The following is an 18,915-nucleotide window of genomic DNA, read 5'->3' as shown; positions in this document are numbered from 1 at the left end:
TTACCAAGTGGCATTTAGGAAGAAAATTTATATGGATTTGAGTACATTACAAGCTGATTTGGATGAATGGTTGCTGTATTATAACCATCACCGAACCCATCGAGGAAAAATGTGCTGTGGAAGAACGGCAATGGAAACATTAGTTGATGGAAAACGAATTTGGGCAGAAAAAAATTTAAGCTCAAATTAATCTGACAGACACACATCGTTTTAAACGGGGACTGTCAGATTGAGTTTGATCTTCTACATCTATGCCGCCCTATTCAGTATTTCGGTGAGTTTATTTCTAAATCCCTCTACTGTTCTCGGATTGGTAAATAATCCCTTCAGTTCTGCTTCTAGACCATTTGCTATAGCGGCTTTATTTATGCCATTTCCTCTAAGATATTTTTGATGGTTGATCGTTCTATTGGTTAGAATTTCTACTAGCCCATAAATAATTTGTAAATGGGTTTCTTTCTCTGTCGGGTTGTAATTATTTTCTGATGATTGCAGTTCGACGTTTTTCAGGCATTCTAGTTGTGCCAATAATTCGGCATTCTTTGCCTGTTCTTGTAATAGCTGTTGTTCTAGCTCGGTTATTCTTTGTTGGCTAGTATCGATTTCGTCTGTATTTTTGGACTTTATCCTGTTTTCTAATTGTAACTTTTTATCATTGGGTAAAAGAGAAAATCCTAAAATTTCCTCTAGTTCTTCTCGATCAAAAATTAAATTTTTGAAATCCTCTAATGTAAGCATCAAAATGGTAGTCCCTCTGGAGGTAATTCATTATCCTCAAATACTTTCTTTAGATATATTGATAGTGTTTCAATAGGTATGCATTCAGGCGGTTTAAAGTCAAACATATGATTATAGCCATTTGCTTTATATATTCGTGGTGTGATTTTATTTGCTTTGATTTTAAGCGCTAAAAATCTGCTTGCTTCACTAAGCGTTATTTGTCTTTGGGTACTAATTTTACCTAGTACTTCTTTTAAGGAAATATATTTGTATTGTTCAAGAATACTTTGTACGTCTAAATCTTCATATATTGGATCAACGCTCTCTTTTATGCTTTCATCAATGAAAAAGTAGCTATTACTCATTAGCGCCCCCTCATTGCCCATATACTACCCAACAATACCAATATAACGTTCCAATTCTTCTTTCTCATAGCCGGCAATCAACAGAGTTAATGCGTCTGCGTTGTCTTGGCGGTGGAAGTCATCAAAACAAGCGTAGTATTTTGTGCGGTCGCTGAATTTTATATCAACGGGTAAATAGCCCTGTTTTATCAATTCAAAGTTCAGCAATAACCGCCCCGTCCGCCCGTTACCGTCTATAAACGGGTGGATACTTTCAAAGGCTAAATGTAACCACGCAATCGCTTCTAACGGGTGTTGAACCGCTAATTTAGCGTGATAGTTGTTAATCAAATCCGCCATTGCCTCACGAATAAAATGCGGCTCGGTTGGTCTGTGTTCCGTCCCTAGAATGCGAACAGGAATGTTTCTATATTGCCCTTTGTGTTCGGCATTACCCATTAAAACAAGGGAATGAATGTCTTTTATGGTGCGTTCGTTTAACGGCTCATTGTCCGCCACGATTGAAAAAATAAACCGGAAAGCGTCTTTGTATCCGATCACGTCCAAATGGTCTCTAAGCGGTTTTTCGGCAATCGTAACGCCGTCATTTAGAATAAGTGCCGTTTCTCTTAAGGTGAGCGTATTGCCCTCAATAGCGTTTGAATTGTAGGTATTTTCAATAATAAATTCTTGTCGCAAGCGGTGTAGTTCGTCCTTGCTCAATGGTCGCAAGGTCGAAAGCCGTTGCTTGAGCAAATCCACGGCTTGTAAAAGTACGGTTAGGTTTTCGGTCATTGCCTGCCCCCTGTGATGTTTACGGGTGTTTACGCTTGTTTATGTATAGTGCTGATTATACTGTTTTTTTAATCAGCATCAAGGGATATTGCAATCACAAAAACGGCTGCGGGGCTTGGCTCTCCACATAATCCGCCCACTGTTGCAACATATCAAAACGTTGTTCTAAATATTGGGCTTTATTGTAGGTTCGGCGGATAGCGTTTTTATCCTTGTGTGATAATGCCTGCTCTATCCAATCGGGGCTATAATTGCCGGTGTCGTTGAGTGAAGTGCTGAATAAATGGCGTATACCGTGCGTAGTAAGCCGTCCGCTGCCAATGCTCTTAATGATGGCTTGGCGGATCGCCTCTATGGTGATATGCCCGTTCTTGGCAGAATGGCTAGGAAAAACAAACCCATTATTCAAATGCAGCGTGGTGTTAATCACCCGCATTTTTTCAAACAATCGCACCGCTTGCGTAGAAAGCGTTACAGTATGCAACCGCCCTTCCGGTAAATTCTTATTGCCTTTTTGAACACGATATTGCCACAGCCTTTCAGACAAATTGAGATCTACCCATTTCGCCCTAGCGACCTCACTCGGTCGGCTGCCGGTGAGCAATGCCAACATCACCGCATAAAAAGAGCTAATCGCAAAACGTCCCGCATCTCTGGCTTGATACAGTGCGGTTAAAAAGTCGGTTAATTCTTCAGGGGCTATCGTATTCATTCCCTTTGATACAGGCTTATCAAATTCCTTGTGAATTTCCGCCAACGGATTATTCGGAATGTAACCACGGTGCAGAGCAAACCGCATTACGTCATTTAGCTTGCTGATAATCTTTCGGACGGTTTCTAACTTACCTTCTGCTTCCAACGGTTTTAACGCATTGATTGCAATCAATGGGGAAAGGCTTTCGATAGGATATGCCCCAAAACGAGGGAGAATATGTCGTTCAAACAGGGCTAACGTATCCTTAGCTGTACGGTCGGAAAAGTTAGCTTGTTGCTTTCTCATCTCAAACCAATTCAGCGCCATTCGCTCAAACGTGCGACTAATCTTCTCTGCTTGTGCTTGGCGGTCTTGTTCCCGCTGTTGTACCGGATCTATATCTTGCGCTAATAACGCCCTAAATTCTGCGTGCCTTGCTCTTGCTTGTGATAGTGATATATCAGGGTAATTGCCAATCGTGATGTTACTTTTCTTTTTCGTGTAGGGCTTGTTGTAATTAAAAACGAAAACCTTTGCCTCATTCTTGCGAACAATCAAACGCAAACCGCCACCGTCCGCTAACGGATAATCTTTATCTTTCGGCTTCGCCTGCCTAACCTGTGTATCGGTGAGTTTGTATTTCATTGCCAACCGCTCATCAAAAAGTAACAAGGGAAAATCACCCCAAACCGCCCCCAGCAATCTAACCTAAAGCCTTATACAGCAAGGGATAAAATAAAAATAAGTAACAAGGTTTTTTCTGTGCTGTTTTTCATTTTGGGAGTAAAAAAGTAACAAAACCATTTCTTGTTACTTTTCTTGTTACTTTTTTAGTGTTGCTGGCGGTTTATGTAGGATTATGTTTAAATACATTATAAGCCCGTCATTACTGGATTATCAAGGTGTTATAGGTTGGTAGGATTACACTGATTTAGGGTGGTTTAGGTGGATTGGCGGAAGTGAATGGGAGTTGAACCCACCCAAGAACGCTGGCGTCCTTAACAGGATTTGAAGTCCTGCCGACTCACCGGAGCCGACTCACTTCCGAAAAAGTAGCACTATTCTACTGAATTTATTAGAATTGTGCAAAACACTAATGGATTGATTATGCAAGCCTTATTTCGCACCCTGCCCTCTGTGGATAAATTGCTCAAACACCCACGAGGTATCGCACTTGTCGAACAATTTGGGCATACCGCTTTTGTCGAACAAGCGCGGCTGTTAATCGCACACGCCCGCCGGACGATTCAGCACACCCAGCAACTGCCACCGTTTTTCGCACAGGAAGCCACTCTATTTGATAGGCTTGCCGAGCGGCTAAACCAATCACAACAAATTGAAATGCAAGCGGTTTTTAACCTCACCGGCACGGTTTTGCATACCAATTTAGGGCGTGGGTTATGGTCTGAACAGGCAATCAATGCTGCCACTCAAGCAATGCGGCATAATGTTGCATTGGAGTATGACTTAGGCGAGGGCAAGCGTAGCCATCGGGATCATTACATCAGCGGCTTGTTAAAACAGCTCACCGGTGCGGAAGCGGCTTGCATCGTCAATAATAATGCCGCCGCTGTGCTACTGATGTTAGCCACCTTCGCACAGGGCAAAGAGGTAATCGTCTCACGGGGCGAATTGGTTGAGATTGGTGGCGCATTCCGCATTCCCGATATTATGCAGCAGGCCGGTTGCAAATTGATTGAAGTCGGCACGACAAATCGCACCCATTTAAGTGATTATCGCCACTCAATCAATGAAAATACCGCCTTGTTAATGAAAGTTCACACCAGTAATTATCACATTCAAGGCTTTACGGCAAGTGTGGCGGAAGAGCCGTTAGTCGCACTTGGGCGAGAGTTTGGGCTACCCGTCATCAGCGATTTAGGTAGCGGCTCACTAATCGATATGCACTCGCTCAATTTACCGACAGAACCAATGGTACAACAAAAAATCGCTGCCGGTGTGGATTTGGTCTCCTTTTCGGGAGATAAATTACTCGGCGGTCCGCAAGCCGGCATTATTGTCGGCAAAAAAGCGCTGATCGATCAACTCCAACGCCACCCGCTTAAACGGGTTTTGCGCTGCGACAAGGTGATTTTATCAGCACTGGAAGCGACCCTACGCCACTATCTCTCTCCGGAGAAGCTGACCGACGCCTTGCCGACATTCTCACTCCTAACCCAATCAACGGAGCAGTTGCAACACAAAGCGGAACGGCTTAAAAATACCCTTTGCAAGCGGTTAGATAGCCGCTACGATTTGCAAATCGAACCGAGCCTCGCCCAAATCGGCAGCGGTGCATTGCCGAGCGAAAGGCTTGTATCGTTGGCAGTAACTGTTGCCTGCGACAATCCGCAGCACCTCTCGGCACTGATACGCCAATTCAAATCTCTGCCTCGCCCCATTATTTGCCGGATCGCCCAGCAAAAAATCTGGCTGGATTTACGCTCTGTCGCCCGGTTTGACGCACTGATTGAGATGTTGGAAAGCAACCACACACTCAATACTCCCTCCTAGCAATTCGCTACGCAAGCGGTCTGATTCCCTTGTTTTTTTGCAAAAAATCGGTATAATCTGACCGCTTTTTCTATCTTTTATTGATAGGAAGCGTGACTTGCCCTCACCTCGAACGAGGGTTTTTCTTTTTACTATCAACAATTTAGAGGACGGTTATGGTAACCATTCGTTTATCTCGTGGCGGAGCTAAAAAACGCCCATTCTATCAAATCGTGGTCGCAGACAGCCGCAGCCCACGTGACGGTCGCTTCATTGAGCGTATCGGTTTCTTCAACCCTATCGCAGCCGGTCAGGCAGAGCGTCTTCGTGTCAATCTTGAAGCCGTTGATGCGTGGGTTGCAAAAGGTGCATCACTTTCAGATCGTGTTGCCGTATTAGTAAAAGAAGCGCGTAAAGCAGCTTAATTTTTACACCCTTTTCAATAATGTAGGTGAGTATGAGCGAACAAAAAATCGAAGTCGTTGGAAAATTAGGATCAACCTATGGTATCCGTGGCTGGTTGCGTCTCTATTCATCGACAGAAGAAGCAGAAAGCATTTTCGATTATCAGCCGTGGTTCTTAAAAATCAAAGGGCAATGGCAGCCGATCGAACTGGAAAGTTGGCGTTATCACAACAACGATTTGATTGTGAAACTCAAAGGCACGGACGACCGTGAAGCCGCCCAATTATTGACGAACAGCGAAATCGGCGTAGATTTAGCCTGTTTTCCGACATTAGAAGAGGGCGATTACTATTGGCACGATCTTATCGGCTGCCAAGTAGTCAATCTGCAAGGCTACACAATGGGCGTAGTGTCGGAGATGATGGAAACCGGTTCAAACGATGTACTGGTGGTACGCGCAACGGCAAAAGATGCTTTCGGCAAGCAAGAGCGGTTAATTCCGTTCTTATATGAACAAGTAGTTAAAAGAGTAGATCTCGCCACCAAAACAATTGAGGTGGACTGGGACGCTGGTTTCTAACCTCAGGTATGCAGTGAGCTTTAGGGAGTAGCATTATGTGGATTGGCATTATCTCTCTCTTCCCCGAAATGTTTAAAGCGATTACTGAATACGGGGTAACAGGCAGAGCCGTTAAACAACATCTTCTGCAAGTGGAATGTTGGAATCCGCGCGATTTCACGTTCGACAAACATAAAACCGTGGACGATCGCCCTTACGGCGGCGGTCCCGGAATGTTGATGATGGTGCAACCTTTGCGTGATGCGATTCGCACCGCCAAGGCAGCCGCCAAAGCAGAAGACGGCGTAGAGGCAAAAGTAATTTATCTCTCGCCACAAGGGCGTAAACTCGATCAAGCAGGCGTAAAAACCCTTGCCCAACACCCCAAAATGATTTTGGTCTGCGGGCGTTACGAAGGTATTGACGAGCGATTGATCCAAACGGAAATTGATGAAGAATGGTCAATCGGTGATTACGTTCTCACCGGCGGTGAATTACCCGCAATGACGTTAATTGACGCTGTTGCACGGTTTATTCCCGGTGTGTTAGGCAAACAAGCCTCGGCAGACGAAGATTCGTTTGCAAGCGGTTTGTTGGATTGCCCGCACTACACCCGCCCCGAAAAGTTGGACGGAATGCCTGTCCCCGATGTGCTGATGTCGGGACACCACGAGCAAATTCGCAAATGGCGGTTAGCACAATCGCTGGAACGCACGTGGTTAAGACGCCCTGAGCTATTGGATAGCCTAGCTCTGACTGACGAACAACGTGTGTTGCTCCAACAAATCAAGCAGCGACACAAATCAGTTAATTCTAGGACATAGAAGGTTTATTAAAATGAGTAACATCATCAAACAAATCGAACAAGAACAGTTAAAACAAAACGTACCGAGCTTCCGTCCGGGGGACACATTAGAAGTTAAGGTATGGGTAGTAGAAGGTAGTAAAAGACGTTTGCAGGCGTTCGAAGGCGTGGTTATTGCAATTCGTAACCGTGGTCTGCATTCTGCATTTACATTGCGTAAAATCTCTAACGGCGTAGGCGTTGAGCGTGTATTCCAAACTCACTCGCCGGTAATCGACAGCATTTCCGTGAAACGTAAAGGTGCGGTACGTAAAGCGAAACTTTACTACCTCCGTGAGCGTTCAGGTAAATCTGCTCGTATCAAAGAGCGTTTGGGCGACTAATTTTCGCAACCATAATGCAAAAGAAAAGGCTTGGGTTCCCCCAAGCCTTTTGTCTTACAAGCGGTATGTTTTGATGTCTTTTTTGCAACATTATATAGCCGTTGTAAGCTAAATGATTATCGGGGTAGGGACGCACTGCGTGCGTCCTATCAATAATGGGTACTGAGTTCAGACGGCAGTGCCACCTACCGATGAAGCAACATTTAGGTAAAATCTATGCCAAACTGACCGCTTGCACTATACCCACTCCGGAAACAGCATTTTGATCACATCACGGGTGAGCCGGCGGGATTTACCTTGATACGGGAAAATGTGCATCATCATCATTGGGTTGAAATTCGCTTCAATCACGCCCCACGAATTGAGGTTCGGCTCGGCGGCTTGCTTGAGGTTCGGGATAATCAAATCCACACCGCACACTTTCGCCCCCATTGCGTTGGCGATACCGACCGCCAGTTGCTTATAGCTCTCGTGCATTTCATCGGTCATATCAATGGAATCGCCGCCGGTGCTGATATTGGAATTGGCACGTAACTGTACCCGTTGATCCTTGCCCGGCACGCTGTCAGGCGTCAGCCCCTGCTCTTTGAGCTGCAATAATTCAATCTCGCCGAGCGCAATTTTTTTGAGCGGGCTGCGGCTGCCGTCTCCCCGTAAAGGATCAGCATTTTTAAGTGCCACCAATTCCCGCACGCTGTGAACGCCGTCCCCAATCACATTCGCTGGTACACGCAATAATACGGCGAGGGTTTGATCGCCCAGCACGAAAAAGCGATATTCGGTGCCGACCAAATAATCCTCGACCATAATTTCTTTATCTTCACGAAAGGCGATTTCCACCGCTTTTGCAAAATCTTGCCGATTACTGACCCCTTGCTGAAAAATGGTAATGCCCAAACCGTAGTTGGTCGATTTCGGTTTGATTACCACCGCTTTGCCCTCAAATAAGCCGTAATGAGCGATTGCCTCGTCCGCGCGGGTAAACTCAACGCTGCTTGGCACGTTAAAACCGGCTTTCGCCAGCACCTTTTTCGTAACCACTTTATTTTCCATAATCAGCGGCGAAATATATTGGTCTTGGCTGGTCATATTGCCGTTTTTGACATACTCGAGGTGATCGCCAAATTTGAGGGCAAGAAATTGATCGTTTTCGTCTAAAATTTCAACGTTAATCCCCTGTTGAATGGCATCAAACAACAAGGCTTGGGTGGATAATTCCATATTGTCAAAAGCGGACAGTGCATAAAAACGCTCGAAGGCTTGCGCTTTATATTGGCGAGCTAAATTTGCACCAAAGGCTTGATAACCGCCCGCTTGCGTTAGGGCGTTTGCCATTTTGCCGCCAATGGTTTGGCTCGGATCGGCAAATTGTGCCAGTTTTTCACGCACTAATTGTTGATCTTGCTCGCTCGCGTGAATGTCATTCAACATCGCCAATAATTGTGTGAGTAAGGCTTCACCCTCGGCTTTAAACGCTGTTTCGGCTAACGGGTACTCTAATGCCACTTGGTTTAGGCGTGCTTTGCCCAAATCAACGCCGTGCTGATCGGCGGTTTCGTCCAACCATAGCATCAACAATAAAAACAGATGTACAAACTTGGCATCGGTTAATTCAATACCGTAAGGGGAAAACGGGTTGAGATCGAACAAGCGGAACTCGGCATACTGCACGCCTTTTTCTAATAATGTCCGCACCCGTGCTGCGCCCCGCAAACGCACGTTTGAGTAATACTCTTTTTCGGCAATCAGCTCCCCTTCCGCCACCAAACGTTCAAGGGATTCGACATAATCCGCCAAACTATTATGATTCACCTGAATATGCGGTTTGTTCACATAGCCGTATTGGCTTGAACGCAAACTGCGTACCAACTGCCCCGCCGCAAGCGGTGCGTTACCGCCAAAATATTGCCATTCCACCGTAGGCGAGGCAGCGAGCAAATAAACCAATACCCATTGATAACGCAGGAAATTGGTCGCCAACTTCATATAAATCGCATTCTGAAAAGCGATCGGATCGGCAAAATCCGTTTGTAGCGGAAAGATCGTGCGGATAAATTCCGGACTGAGCTGAAAATTGTAGTGAATCCCGCTCACCATCTGCTTGGTTTTGCCGTACACCGCCACCAAATGCTCCCGATACGCCACATCATCGGGGTTATCCAACTGGGCAACCTTAATCGCGGTTTCAGGCGGCAAGCCCGCCGGCATACTGAGCGGAAACAGGTATTCATCTTCAGGCAGCGAGCGTAGCACCACCTCGTGAATCGCACTTAACCAGCGGTAGCTATCCTCTAATTTGGCATTCGGCGGCGTGATCAATTCAAGCTGGCTTTCGGCAAAATCCGTTTGAATATAAGGGTGAAAACGGCGGCTGCCGAACGCTTTCGGGTGTGGCGTAGTAACAATATTGCCCTGCTCATCGACCCGTTGTCCCTCCTTTTCCAAACCGAACGAGCCTTGCTGAAATAATAAACCGAGCTGATATTCACGGATAATCTGTTGTAATGTCATTTTGTTAGCCTAGATTATTGAGAAATATTCTCAACCATACCACAAAATGCTCGCAATGTTTGTGCCGATTTGTAAAGTGATAGAGCATTTGGTTATTTTCTTCGGCAAGCGGTGAGATTCTCGCCAAAATAGGCAAAATCAACCGCCGAAAAAGTGTGATATACTGCGCCACCGTTTCAATTTGCCGTAGGAATCGCCGTGTTTCATCATCACTATCTGGAAATGCAAGAGCATTTTTTATTCGTCCCATACTACAACAACGTCCGCCGTATCCGTGTGCTACTGCCGAAAGACTACCGCAGCGAACAAGCGCACTACCCCGTACTGTATATGCACGATGGGCAAAATGTGTTTTACAGCAAAGAATCCTACTCCGGCTACTCGTGGAAAATTATCCCGACGATTAAACGACACACTGAATTTCCCAAGCTCATCATCGTCGGGATTGATAATGCGGGAGAACAACGGCTCAATGAATACGGCCCTTGGCGAACGGATGTCGGCGCAACCGCAGAAGTGAGAAACGCCGGCGGACAAGGAATGGATTACGGCAAATGGGTGGTCGAGGTTGTCAAACCCTTTATCGACCAAACCTACCGCACCAAACGGGAACGGGAACACACATTGCTGGCGGGCAGTTCAATGGGCGGCATTATCACCGCTTATATGGGGGCGGCATACCCACAAGTTTTCGGGCATTTGGGCGTATTCTCCCTCGCCTCGTGGTTTAGCGAACCCGCTTTTTTAGACTTTCTGCACCGCCACCCGCTCAATCCGAGCAGTAAAGTTTTTATCCAAGTCGGCACAAACGAAGGCGATGAGGTTGATTCTCTGTTCATCTCCAATATGAACCAAACCTACATCGACTGCACCCTGCAGTATTACCAATCGCTACTCCGCACCGGACACCCCCTCGACCAAATCCAGCTCCGCATTATGGCAAATGAAATCCACCACGAAAAACACTGGGCGGATCATTTCGTTGAGTTTTTACGGTTTTCGTTGCTGAATCAATAACAATCGAACGGTTGGGGAAATTTTGTAGGGACTCTACGTTAGCGTCCATCTATCGCATTTTGAAGTAATTTAACGTTTTACGGACGCCAGCGTGGCGTCCCTACTGTTTGCAAGGATTTAATTCTAAATAATCCCTTGCTCTTCTAATTTGGCAAGGAAATACGGCATTTGTACCCGCCACCAAGGCCAGTCATGATCGACATCGCCGCCCCAGAAATCGAACCAACCTTCAATGCCTTTAGCTTTAAACGCATCTTGTAGGCGGGCGGTATCTGCAATATGCTGTTCCTCCCACGCCCCTTGCCCGACGGCGACAATATAGTGATTGCGGCGGTAGCGTTCTAAGTACCAGCTATCCTGTTGATTCCAAAGGTAATCAATCGGGGAATTGTAGTACACAGCGTGGTCGCCGTGGAAATCGTTGGTGAAGAAACGGGCATCGTACACGCCACTCAAAGCAATTGCCGTATCGAATAAATCGGGGTGGCGGAGCGCAAAATTGATAGTGTGAAATGCGCCCATACTGCAACCGGTGGCGATCATTGTGCCTTGCCAGCCAGATTCGTAGCGGATAAGCGGTACGAGTTCATTGATGATATAACGGTCATAGGCATTGTGAGCCTGCGCCATATCGTGCGGGGATTTATACACGGATAACCAAGATTCACTGTCGTAGGAGTCCGGTGTGTAGAATTTGATCAAACCACGTTCGATAAAATCCCGGCAGGCTTCAATCATTCCAAAGCTACCATACTCGTTTTGATTTCCACCCGATGAGGGGAAGACAATCACTGGCTTACCTGAATGACCGTACACATTAAACGCCATTTCACGCCCTAATTCGCCACTCCAATGGCTACGCTGTTCAAAATGCATTATTCCCCCTGTTTTTGTTGTGCAAATTGTACGATTTCGTGCATTTGTTCTAAGGTTTCAGTGCGGGCAAGAATACCCTCTTCGCCCATAATTTTGGCAAATACGCCCGGCACACGCTGAACACTGATGATATTCCCGCTGAATTTTTCACATACCGCCTGCACGGAATTGGCATACTGTTTGTTTGCTTTGCGGGAAATATAGACCACATTCCAAGGGTGTGTAATCTCGGCGTGGAATTGGTTATCTTTGACGATATGGGCGTACTCGTTGAACACATCAAAATCATTCGCATAGTTCCACATATCAATGGTTAAGCCACCCGGTGGGCGACAGTTAATTTCAAGGGGCATCAACTCGCCAGTTTTCTTCACTCGGAAATACTCAAAATGGAAGAAACGCTCACGCACCTTGAACGCATCAACGCATTTTTGACCGAGTTTAATCAGATCCGCTTTGATGTCTCTTGGTACGAAATAGTACATATCGTTGTCATTTTCGACCGTATCCAGCACCACTTCGGAATACTCTAGGCTGGAATAGAAGACAATTTTGCCGTCCTTATCGGTTAAGCCGTCAAAGGTAACAATATCCCCTTCGATAAACTCTTCCATAATGTACTCAACCTGCGGATTTTTGTAACCGAAGAATTCTTCCAATGCTTGTGCCGAGCGGATTTTGTAAGTATCACTTGCGCCCACGCCGGAATTAGGCTTGATAATGACCGGAAATTTCAGTTTTTTCGCTAATTTGCGTGCATCTTCATCGTCTTTAAACACCCGCCCTTGCGCCACTTTCAAACCGACTTGGCGGAAAATATCTTTCATTTGGGATTTGGTTTTAATCGCCAACATATCCTCGTTTTTGTAACCGACGACGTTGAAATCGGTACGCAACTTGGCATCCAGCTCCAGCCAATATTCATTATGGGATTCAATCCGATCGATCCGCCCGTACTTATGGGCAAAATAGCCCACCGCACGATAGACCTGATCGTAATCTTCCATATTATCGACCCGATAATATTCGGTCAGCGCATTGCGTAGCCCCTCACTTAATTGCTCGTACGGGGTATCGGCAATGCCGAGGGTGTTGAAACCGTTTTCCCGCAATCGGACGGCAAACGTCTCGAAATTAGCAGGGAAATGGGGTGAAATCATCACAAAGTTTGTTGGTTTGGACATTGTACTTCCTCTTTATTATTATAAAATCATTGTTTTTGCATTATACAGAATTTCATCTTTTATGCTATTGTGTCAAAACATTAACCATAAACTCACAACAAGCGGTCTGTTCTACCCCCAAATTTGCAAAAAGTAGAGCAAATCCAACCGCTTACTTAAAGAGGACAACAATGCCGTTTACCCTTGCTCACCCCGTTGCCGTATTGTGCTTTCCCCGCAATCGCTATTTTCATTTTCCAGCTTTAGTTTTAGGTGCGATGTCGCCGGATTTTATCTATTTTCTGTACGGTCAGCCTGTCAATTGCGGGCATAAGATCTTCGGCAGTGAATGGCAGAATTTATCACTCAGCCTGCTGTTTTACGGTGTTTATCGGTTTTTACTCGCCAAGCCGTTAAAGCAATATCTGCCGAAATGGCTTGCTTCTGCCGTGCCGCAGCCGGAAGCGAAAAACCCGCTCATTTGGTTGCTGATTTTCACTTATTCCGCGTGGTTGGGAATGCTCAGCCATATCGGCTTGGATCATTTCACCCATCACACTGGTTATTTTGTGCAACAGTTTCCGATTCTGCAACAGGTGTACGCTCTGCCGATTTATAAATGGCTACAATACGGTGGCGGTGTTCTAGGCTTAACGGCAATCGTGATTTATCAATGGCGAATGGCGACGAAATACCCTTATTTATCAACGAAAAACAGTAAACAAAAGGCAGGATTTTGGCTATTCAATCTGGCTTTAACGCTAGCAAGCTATGGTATTTGGCACAACTTACAACCGTTGGCGTGGGCGAAATATGCTAATCAAATCATTCGGTTGATTGATTGTGCCGTCATCGCTTTGATACTGCAAAGCCTATTATGGGCAGGTTTGAATGCTTTGCCAAAAAGACAGCGTAAACGACCGCTTGCACGCTAGTCGGTCAAATACTGTTTCAGGGCAATCAATGCATTGTGGGCATCGCTCACGCCCAATTCATACATTGCTTGGATTTTGTGCGGTTCTTTTTCTAGCCGTCTAATCGGGAGTGTTTGGGAAGGGCGAATCACAAATAGTTCACCCGCTTGATTGAGGCGGATAATCTCCTCAACTTGTTGATTATAATGGCGATAGCGATTTGCCATTGTCGCCAATAACTGCGGATATTGGCGGTAAACCATACGGCTTAACCAAGTATGAGACGGCTTTTTCCGGTAATCGAGCGGGCGGGTCAGCACCACAATCAATTTATCATAACCCAACGCTTGTGCTTTGGCGAAAGGAATACCGTCCGCAAGGCTTCCATCAAGGTATTTTTTACCTTGATATTCAATGATTTGCGACAGATAAGGCAGTGCGGAAGTCGCCCGTAATGCTTCCATTTGTGCAAACACATCTTCAATTTTAATATATTCCGCCCGCCCCGTTTCCACGTTAGTCAGGGTAACATAAAAATCAATAGCGGACTGTTGAAAGGCTTGATTATCAAAGGGATCGAGTGAAAACGGCACTTGATAAAAGGCGAAGTCCTTATTCACGATATTGCCGGTTCTAAGCCAACTTTGCAGGCTGATATAACGTTTATCCCCTAAAAAGCGTTGATTATAGCGTAACGCCCGCCCGGTCTGCCCCGCCGGAAAATTGACCCCGAACAATGCCCCTGCCGAGACACTGACAATGCCGTCCACCGAAATCCCTTCGGCTAAAAATACATCTAATACGCCGGCGGTAAACATTCCCCGCATTGCGCCGCCTTCCAATACCAATCCGATTTCCATTTTATCCGTTAAATTGCCCGATTTGGCATCATTCTAGCAGATAGCAATCGGCCGTTTGCAAATTATTGCGTACAACGCACCGCTTGTGTGGTGAGTTCTGCGATCTTTTGCCAGTTTTGGCTTTCAATCAACGCCTTATCTACAAACCAAGAACCGCCACAGGCGACTACGTTTTGAATTGCCAAATAATCCCGTAGATTATCAAGCCCGATGCCGCCGGTCGGCATAATATTCAGTTGCGGATAAGGGGCGAGCAACGCCTTAATCATTTTAACGCCTCCGGAGGCTTCTGCCGGAAAGAATTTAACGGTTTGGATACCGTGAGCCAATGCCATTTCAACGGCGGTAGGATTATTCACGCCCGGAATAACCGGTATATGCAAAGATTGACACAATTCGACAATCTGCGGATTAAAACCGGGGCTGACGATCACATCTGCACCGGCTTGTTGAGCTTGCACAACCTGCTCACAATTCAGCACCGTGCCGGCGGCAATCAAGACATCAGGCTGAGCTTGGCGTAATAGGCGGATTGCCTGTGCAGCCGCTGCCGATCGAAAGGTAATTTCCGCTACCGGTAAGCCGTTATCCGTCAAGGTACGGCAAAGCGGTAAAATCGCTTCGGCTTGCTCAAGGGCGATGACGGGGATAAGTTTAAGTTGACGTAGCATATCCGTCATTTGCTCTATTGTATAACGCATTTTTTCTCCTTAATTACATTGTGAAACAAGATGTGCCGTTGCATCACGCGCAACAATGGCACCTTGATGCTGAATAACAACACCGGCGACTTGGTTACCTTGTCGGCAACACTGTTCTATCGGTTTATGCTGTAAATAACCGGCGATAAACCCTGCATTAAACGCATCGCCGGCAGCCGTGGTATCAATAACATTTGTGACCGGTTTTGCCGAAATATGCATAGGCAGATCATTCAGCGGAAAATAATCCGCCCCATTTTTGCCGGATTTCACAATTAAATGTGGCAGTTGAAAATGCTGTAAACGTGCCACAATCTGTGCAAGGTCATCGTCTTGCCATAAGGCTTTTTCATCTTCTTCTGTGACTAACGCAATGTGAATATCCGGTAGCAAGGCTTGATAACAAGCTTGTGCGACTTCCCGACTTTCCCATAATACCGAGCGGTAATTGCTGTCAAAAATGATTTTGACGTTTTGATTGGCTAGGCTTTTAAGCTGTGCTAACAAGGTTAGCCGATCCTGCGGCGGCAAAATTGCCAAACTAATCCCGCTCAAGTAGATAAAATCCACGGTCTTTAAATGCGCCAGTACCTGCGGATAATCAGGGTGTTGCAATAAATAACGTGCCGCCGAGTGATGCCGCCAGTTTAAAAAGGTTCGCTCGCCGTGTTCATCTAACTGAATGACATAAAGCCCTGCTAGGCGATTGGGATCTGTAAGCACATATCGGGTATCGATCCCGTCCGCTTGCCAAAAAGCACACATTTTCCGGCTGAAAGGATCGTTACCTATCGCCGTGATGTAGGTAATTTCAACCTCAGATGCTTTGGATAAACGTGCCAAATAGGTTGCGGTGTTGAGCGTATCTCCGCCATAGGATTGGTGCATTAACCCAAAGGGTTCACCGTTTAACTCAAGCATACATTCGCCGATCATCGCTATTTTTGTCGCCATTTTATTTAAAATACCCCTTAGCATTGTGAAAACAGATATTTTTCACCATTTCACTTAATAGTGGCAGATCATTGGGGGCTTCCCCATTTTCTACCCATTTGCCGATCATTTCACATAAAATACGGCGGAAATATTCGTGGCGGGTAAAGGAAAGAAAACTGCGGGAGTCGGTCAGCATACCGACAAATTGGCTCAACAGCCCCAACTGCGATAATTGCTGTAACTGGCGTTCCATACCGTCTTTTTGATCGTTAAACCACCAGCCCGAACCAAATTGTATTTTGCCGGCGATACCGCCACCTTGGAAATTACCGATCATACTGGCAAGCATTTCGTTATCCCTCGGATTTAAGCAGTATAAAATCGTTTTCGGTAGCCGGTCGCTTTGATCCATCTGATCAAGCAACGCGGCAAGTGCTTCGGCATAACAACTATCGCCGATCGAATCAAACCCGCTATCCGCGCCAAGCAAGCGGTACATTCGGGTATTATTATTGCGAATTGCCCCGACGTGATACTGCATTACCCAATTTAAGCGGTGATATTGCTGCCCTAGCCACACCAATATTGCCGTTGAAAATTGTGCGATTTCCGTTTCGGTTAAGATATGACCCGCTAACCGAGCTTGCAAAATCCGGTCGAGCTCTTTCTCCGGCGGAATCGGTGCATAACGAACCTTTTCAATACCGTGATCCGCAGCCTTGCAACCGTGCTGATCAAAATAGGCTAATCGGTTCAGTAGCACGTCTTGTAAATTTGCAAAATTCTGAATGGAACAGCCCGCTTGTCCGGCTAATTGTTGCAGATAATCAACAAAATCCTCCCGTTCAATTTTAAAGATGCGATCGGGGCGGAAAGTCGGGGTAACTTCAATCCCAAACGTACCATCTGCTGCAATCTGTTGATGGTAAATCAAGTCATCAATCGGATCATCCGTTGTACCGACCATTACCACATTCATCTGTGTTAAAATACCCCGAGCGGAAAACTCGGGCGTTGCCAAACGGGTGTTACAGTAATGCCACACCTCATCGGCGGTTTGGGGATTAAATAATTGATTTTCCAAGCCAAACGGACGTTTTAGCTCTAAATGTACCCAATGGTACAACGGATTACCTACACACAGCGGTACCGTTTTCGCCCAGTGTAAATATTTCTCGTAAGCCGGCGCATCGCCCGTAATAAAATACTCATCAACACCGGCAGTACGCAATGCCCTCCATTTATAGTGATCCCCCTCCAACCAAATCTCCGCTAAATTGTTAAACTGACGGTTTTCGGCAATATCCTTCGGGCTGAGGTGGCAGTGGTAGTCAAAAATCGGCTGATGCTTGGCATAATCGTGATACAGTATTTGCGCAGTGTTAGTCGATAATAAAAAATCGTCATCCATAAAGGCTTTCATTCTTTCCTCCCTATCAATAATTCAGCAATAACTTCGGCAAAATAAGGCTGATATTCGGCATAAAGGTTACGAGTAACAGGCTTATCAGCAGAATGAAGAAAAACGGCAACATCGTTTTAATAACTTTATCAATACTCACCCCGGACACCGAGCAGCCAATAAATAACGCACTGCCGACCGGTGGTGTACAAATACCGAGACATAAGTTAAAGGTCATCATTATGCCGAAATGTACCGGATCAATACCGATATCCGTTGCAATCGGCAGGAAAATCGGAGTGAAAATCAGCACTGCCGGCGTCATATCCATAAAGGTGCCGACAATCAACAACAGTAGGTTAATTGCCAGCAGAATCACGATCGGGTTCTCTGATATGTAAAGAAACGCATCTTGGATTAAATAAGGAATATCCGCATTCGCCATTGCCCACGACATACCGGAAGATGCGCCGATCAGCAATAAAACAATGGCAGTTGTTACGCTTGACTCTAAAATGATTTTCGGCAATTCACGCAATTTGATTTCTCGATAAATCACCATCGACAAAATCAAGGTATAAACGACTGCAATCGCAGAGGCTTCCGTAGCCGTAAATACCCCGGCAATAATGCCCCCAATCACAATAAAAATAAGTAACAACGAAGGCAGCGCATCAAGCGTACATTTTAGAATTTGCGCACAAGAGGCTTTTTCTCCCTTTGCATAACCTCGTTTCCGAGCAATAAAGCCTGCAACCAACATTACTCCTAACCCCATTAAAATACCCGGTAAGTAACCGGCTAAAAAGAGTGCGGAAATGGACGTACCGCCGGAAACAAGGGAATAAACAATCAAGGTATTACTCGGCGGAATAAGCAAGCCTGTCGGACAAGAGGCAATATTCACCGCAGCGGACAATTCCGGATCATAGCCCTCTTTTTTCTGCAGCGGCGACATTATCCCGCCCATTGCGGCTGCCGATGCCACTGCCGAACCGGAAATCGATCCAAACATCATATTTGCCAACACATTACAGTGAAACAATGAGCCGGGTAATCTCGCCCCAAGAATTTTTGCCAGCTCAATCAAGCGTAAAGCAATCCCACCACGATTCATAATATTGCCGGACAAAATAAAAAACGGAATAGCAAGCAATGCAAAATTATCCAGCCCAGACGCCAATTTTTGCGTAACGACCATTAAAGCGGAATCAAAGGGTAAAGACACGCAAATCGTCAAAAACGTAGCAAGCACAATGGCAAAAGAAATTGGCACAGACAACGCCAATAATAATGCAAAGCTGCCAAATAAAATGAAAATAGCAAGCCACTCCATT

19 protein-coding genes, 1 tRNA gene and 1 pseudogene are annotated in these 18,915 nt (G+C 45.8%); 8 read left to right on the top strand and 13 right to left on the bottom strand.

What is annotated here, in order from left to right; genetic code table 11:
• Positions 1–190 (top strand): annotated as a pseudogene (locus tag E4T80_RS10695) (IS481 family transposase); the annotation flags it as partial.
• Positions 191–249: 59 nt separating this feature from the next.
• Here the strand turns inward: E4T80_RS10695 and E4T80_RS10690 are convergent.
• From E4T80_RS10690 to E4T80_RS12840, 5 genes are all read right to left on the bottom strand, one after another.
• Positions 250–738 carry a hypothetical protein gene (locus E4T80_RS10690; RefSeq protein ID WP_135058247.1) on the bottom strand — a complete coding sequence of 163 codons (489 nt, stop codon included), beginning with the start codon at positions 736–738 and terminating at the stop codon, positions 250–252.
• Complete coding sequence (locus E4T80_RS10685; RefSeq protein ID WP_135058245.1) at positions 738–1,085, bottom strand: hypothetical protein; 348 nt, start codon at positions 1,083–1,085, stop codon at positions 738–740. Before E4T80_RS10685 ends, E4T80_RS10690 begins: the two co-directional genes overlap by 1 nt.
• 24 nt (positions 1,086–1,109) lie before the next feature.
• Positions 1,110–1,859, bottom strand: coding sequence for a Fic family protein (locus E4T80_RS10680; RefSeq protein WP_135058243.1), 750 nt, complete (start codon positions 1,857–1,859; stop codon positions 1,110–1,112).
• A gap of 94 nt (positions 1,860–1,953) precedes the next feature.
• Positions 1,954–3,198, bottom strand: coding sequence for a tyrosine-type recombinase/integrase (locus tag E4T80_RS10675; RefSeq protein ID WP_135058241.1), 1,245 nt, complete (start codon positions 3,196–3,198; stop codon positions 1,954–1,956).
• Positions 3,199–3,504: 306 nt separating this feature from the next.
• Positions 3,505–3,599 (bottom strand) — tRNA-Sec (locus E4T80_RS12840).
• Positions 3,600–3,660: 61 nt separating this feature from the next.
• Here E4T80_RS12840 and selA point away from each other — a divergent pair.
• From selA to rplS, 5 genes are all read left to right on the top strand, one after another.
• Positions 3,661–5,067, top strand: a complete 1,407-nt coding sequence (selA, locus tag E4T80_RS10670; protein ID WP_135058239.1) for an L-seryl-tRNA(Sec) selenium transferase — start codon at positions 3,661–3,663, stop codon at positions 5,065–5,067.
• A 155-nt stretch (positions 5,068–5,222) separates the two neighbouring features.
• Positions 5,223–5,471, top strand: coding sequence for a 30S ribosomal protein S16 (rpsP, locus tag E4T80_RS10665; RefSeq protein WP_047976764.1), 249 nt, complete (start codon positions 5,223–5,225; stop codon positions 5,469–5,471).
• A 32-nt stretch (positions 5,472–5,503) separates the two neighbouring features.
• Positions 5,504–6,031: a ribosome maturation factor RimM gene (rimM, locus tag E4T80_RS10660; RefSeq protein ID WP_135058238.1), complete on the top strand. Its 528-nt coding sequence runs from the start codon at positions 5,504–5,506 to the stop codon at positions 6,029–6,031.
• 35 nt (positions 6,032–6,066) lie between these two features.
• Complete coding sequence (trmD, locus tag E4T80_RS10655) at positions 6,067–6,834, top strand: tRNA (guanosine(37)-N1)-methyltransferase TrmD (protein WP_047976766.1); 768 nt, start codon at positions 6,067–6,069, stop codon at positions 6,832–6,834.
• Between the two features lie 13 nt (positions 6,835–6,847).
• Positions 6,848–7,198, top strand: coding sequence for a 50S ribosomal protein L19 (rplS, locus tag E4T80_RS10650; RefSeq protein ID WP_047976767.1), 351 nt, complete (start codon positions 6,848–6,850; stop codon positions 7,196–7,198).
• 237 nt (positions 7,199–7,435) lie between these two features.
• On the opposite strand, the gene gshAB is transcribed toward rplS, so the two are convergent.
• Positions 7,436–9,709, bottom strand: coding sequence for a bifunctional glutamate--cysteine ligase GshA/glutathione synthetase GshB (gene gshAB / locus E4T80_RS10645; RefSeq protein ID WP_135058236.1), 2,274 nt, complete (start codon positions 9,707–9,709; stop codon positions 7,436–7,438).
• Positions 9,710–9,931: 222 nt separating this feature from the next.
• On the opposite strand from gshAB, the gene E4T80_RS10640 reads away from it, so the two are divergent.
• Positions 9,932–10,726, top strand: coding sequence for an alpha/beta hydrolase (locus E4T80_RS10640; protein WP_135058233.1), 795 nt, complete (start codon positions 9,932–9,934; stop codon positions 10,724–10,726).
• Positions 10,727–10,849: 123 nt separating this feature from the next.
• Here E4T80_RS10640 and E4T80_RS10635 read toward each other — a convergent pair whose 3' ends face one another.
• Together E4T80_RS10635 and E4T80_RS10630 are read right to left on the bottom strand one after the other, a co-directional pair.
• A complete protein-coding gene (locus tag E4T80_RS10635) occupies positions 10,850–11,602 on the bottom strand; it encodes an esterase family protein (protein ID WP_135058232.1) in 753 nt (250 codons plus the stop codon).
• Complete coding sequence (locus E4T80_RS10630) at positions 11,602–12,786, bottom strand: ATP-grasp domain-containing protein (protein ID WP_135058230.1); 1,185 nt, start codon at positions 12,784–12,786, stop codon at positions 11,602–11,604. The genes E4T80_RS10635 and E4T80_RS10630 overlap by 1 nt, the downstream gene beginning before the upstream one ends.
• Positions 12,787–12,956: 170 nt before the next feature.
• Here E4T80_RS10630 and E4T80_RS10625 point away from each other — a divergent pair, with 170 nt between their 5' ends.
• Positions 12,957–13,700 carry a DUF4184 family protein gene (locus E4T80_RS10625; RefSeq protein WP_135058228.1) on the top strand — a complete coding sequence of 248 codons (744 nt, stop codon included), beginning with the start codon at positions 12,957–12,959 and terminating at the stop codon, positions 13,698–13,700.
• Here the strand turns inward: E4T80_RS10625 and E4T80_RS10620 are convergent.
• From E4T80_RS10620 to E4T80_RS10600, 5 genes are all read right to left on the bottom strand, one after another.
• Entirely contained in the window at positions 13,697–14,539 is an 843-nt protein-coding gene (locus tag E4T80_RS10620) for a patatin-like phospholipase family protein (protein WP_135058226.1), read from the bottom strand. The genes E4T80_RS10625 and E4T80_RS10620 overlap by 4 nt on opposite strands.
• A gap of 62 nt (positions 14,540–14,601) precedes the next feature.
• Positions 14,602–15,240, bottom strand: coding sequence for a bifunctional 4-hydroxy-2-oxoglutarate aldolase/2-dehydro-3-deoxy-phosphogluconate aldolase (locus E4T80_RS10615; protein ID WP_135058224.1), 639 nt, complete (start codon positions 15,238–15,240; stop codon positions 14,602–14,604).
• 9 nt (positions 15,241–15,249) lie between these two features.
• Positions 15,250–16,194, bottom strand: coding sequence for a sugar kinase (locus tag E4T80_RS10610; RefSeq protein WP_135058222.1), 945 nt, complete (start codon positions 16,192–16,194; stop codon positions 15,250–15,252).
• Between the two features lies 1 nt (position 16,195).
• Complete coding sequence (gene uxaC / locus E4T80_RS10605) at positions 16,196–17,599, bottom strand: glucuronate isomerase (RefSeq protein ID WP_135058220.1); 1,404 nt, start codon at positions 17,597–17,599, stop codon at positions 16,196–16,198.
• A 13-nt stretch (positions 17,600–17,612) separates the two neighbouring features.
• Entirely contained in the window at positions 17,613–18,914 is a 1,302-nt protein-coding gene (locus E4T80_RS10600; protein ID WP_135058218.1) for a TRAP transporter large permease, read from the bottom strand.
• Position 18,915 lies beyond the last annotated feature (1 nt).

The sequence above is a fragment of the Muribacter muris genome, from assembly GCF_004569585.1.
GTDB classification, from domain to species: domain Bacteria; phylum Pseudomonadota; class Gammaproteobacteria; order Enterobacterales; family Pasteurellaceae; genus Muribacter; species Muribacter muris.
This window is presented reverse-complemented; position numbering and strand designations above follow the sequence as displayed.

Excerpts from the sequence above, each read along its gene's own strand:
- E4T80_RS10600 (WP_135058218.1), bottom strand. The coding sequence starts at position 18,914 with ATGGAGTGGCTTGCTATTTTCATTTTATTTGGCAGCTTTGCATTATTA.
- E4T80_RS10620 (WP_135058226.1), bottom strand. The coding sequence starts at position 14,539 with ATGGAAATCGGATTGGTATTGGAAGGCGGCGCAATGCGGGGAATGTTT.
- E4T80_RS10625 (WP_135058228.1), top strand. The coding sequence starts at position 12,957 with ATGCCGTTTACCCTTGCTCACCCCGTTGCCGTATTGTGCTTTCCCCGC.
- gshAB (WP_135058236.1), bottom strand. The coding sequence starts at position 9,709 with ATGACATTACAACAGATTATCCGTGAATATCAGCTCGGTTTATTATTT.
- rpsP (WP_047976764.1), top strand. The coding sequence starts at position 5,223 with ATGGTAACCATTCGTTTATCTCGTGGCGGAGCTAAAAAACGCCCATTC.
- uxaC (WP_135058220.1), bottom strand. The coding sequence starts at position 17,599 with ATGAAAGCCTTTATGGATGACGATTTTTTATTATCGACTAACACTGCG.
- E4T80_RS10675 (WP_135058241.1), bottom strand. The coding sequence starts at position 3,198 with ATGAAATACAAACTCACCGATACACAGGTTAGGCAGGCGAAGCCGAAA.
- E4T80_RS10640 (WP_135058233.1), top strand. The coding sequence starts at position 9,932 with ATGCAAGAGCATTTTTTATTCGTCCCATACTACAACAACGTCCGCCGT.
- E4T80_RS10615 (WP_135058224.1), bottom strand. The coding sequence starts at position 15,240 with ATGCGTTATACAATAGAGCAAATGACGGATATGCTACGTCAACTTAAA.
- E4T80_RS10610 (WP_135058222.1), bottom strand. The coding sequence starts at position 16,194 with ATGGCGACAAAAATAGCGATGATCGGCGAATGTATGCTTGAGTTAAAC.
- rplS (WP_047976767.1), top strand. The coding sequence starts at position 6,848 with ATGAGTAACATCATCAAACAAATCGAACAAGAACAGTTAAAACAAAAC.
- E4T80_RS10680 (WP_135058243.1), bottom strand. The coding sequence starts at position 1,859 with ATGACCGAAAACCTAACCGTACTTTTACAAGCCGTGGATTTGCTCAAG.
- E4T80_RS10630 (WP_135058230.1), bottom strand. The coding sequence starts at position 12,786 with ATGTCCAAACCAACAAACTTTGTGATGATTTCACCCCATTTCCCTGCT.
- selA (WP_135058239.1), top strand. The coding sequence starts at position 3,661 with ATGCAAGCCTTATTTCGCACCCTGCCCTCTGTGGATAAATTGCTCAAA.
- E4T80_RS10690 (WP_135058247.1), bottom strand. The coding sequence starts at position 738 with ATGCTTACATTAGAGGATTTCAAAAATTTAATTTTTGATCGAGAAGAA.
- E4T80_RS10685 (WP_135058245.1), bottom strand. The coding sequence starts at position 1,085 with ATGAGTAATAGCTACTTTTTCATTGATGAAAGCATAAAAGAGAGCGTT.
- trmD (WP_047976766.1), top strand. The coding sequence starts at position 6,067 with ATGTGGATTGGCATTATCTCTCTCTTCCCCGAAATGTTTAAAGCGATT.
- rimM (WP_135058238.1), top strand. The coding sequence starts at position 5,504 with ATGAGCGAACAAAAAATCGAAGTCGTTGGAAAATTAGGATCAACCTAT.
- E4T80_RS10635 (WP_135058232.1), bottom strand. The coding sequence starts at position 11,602 with ATGCATTTTGAACAGCGTAGCCATTGGAGTGGCGAATTAGGGCGTGAA.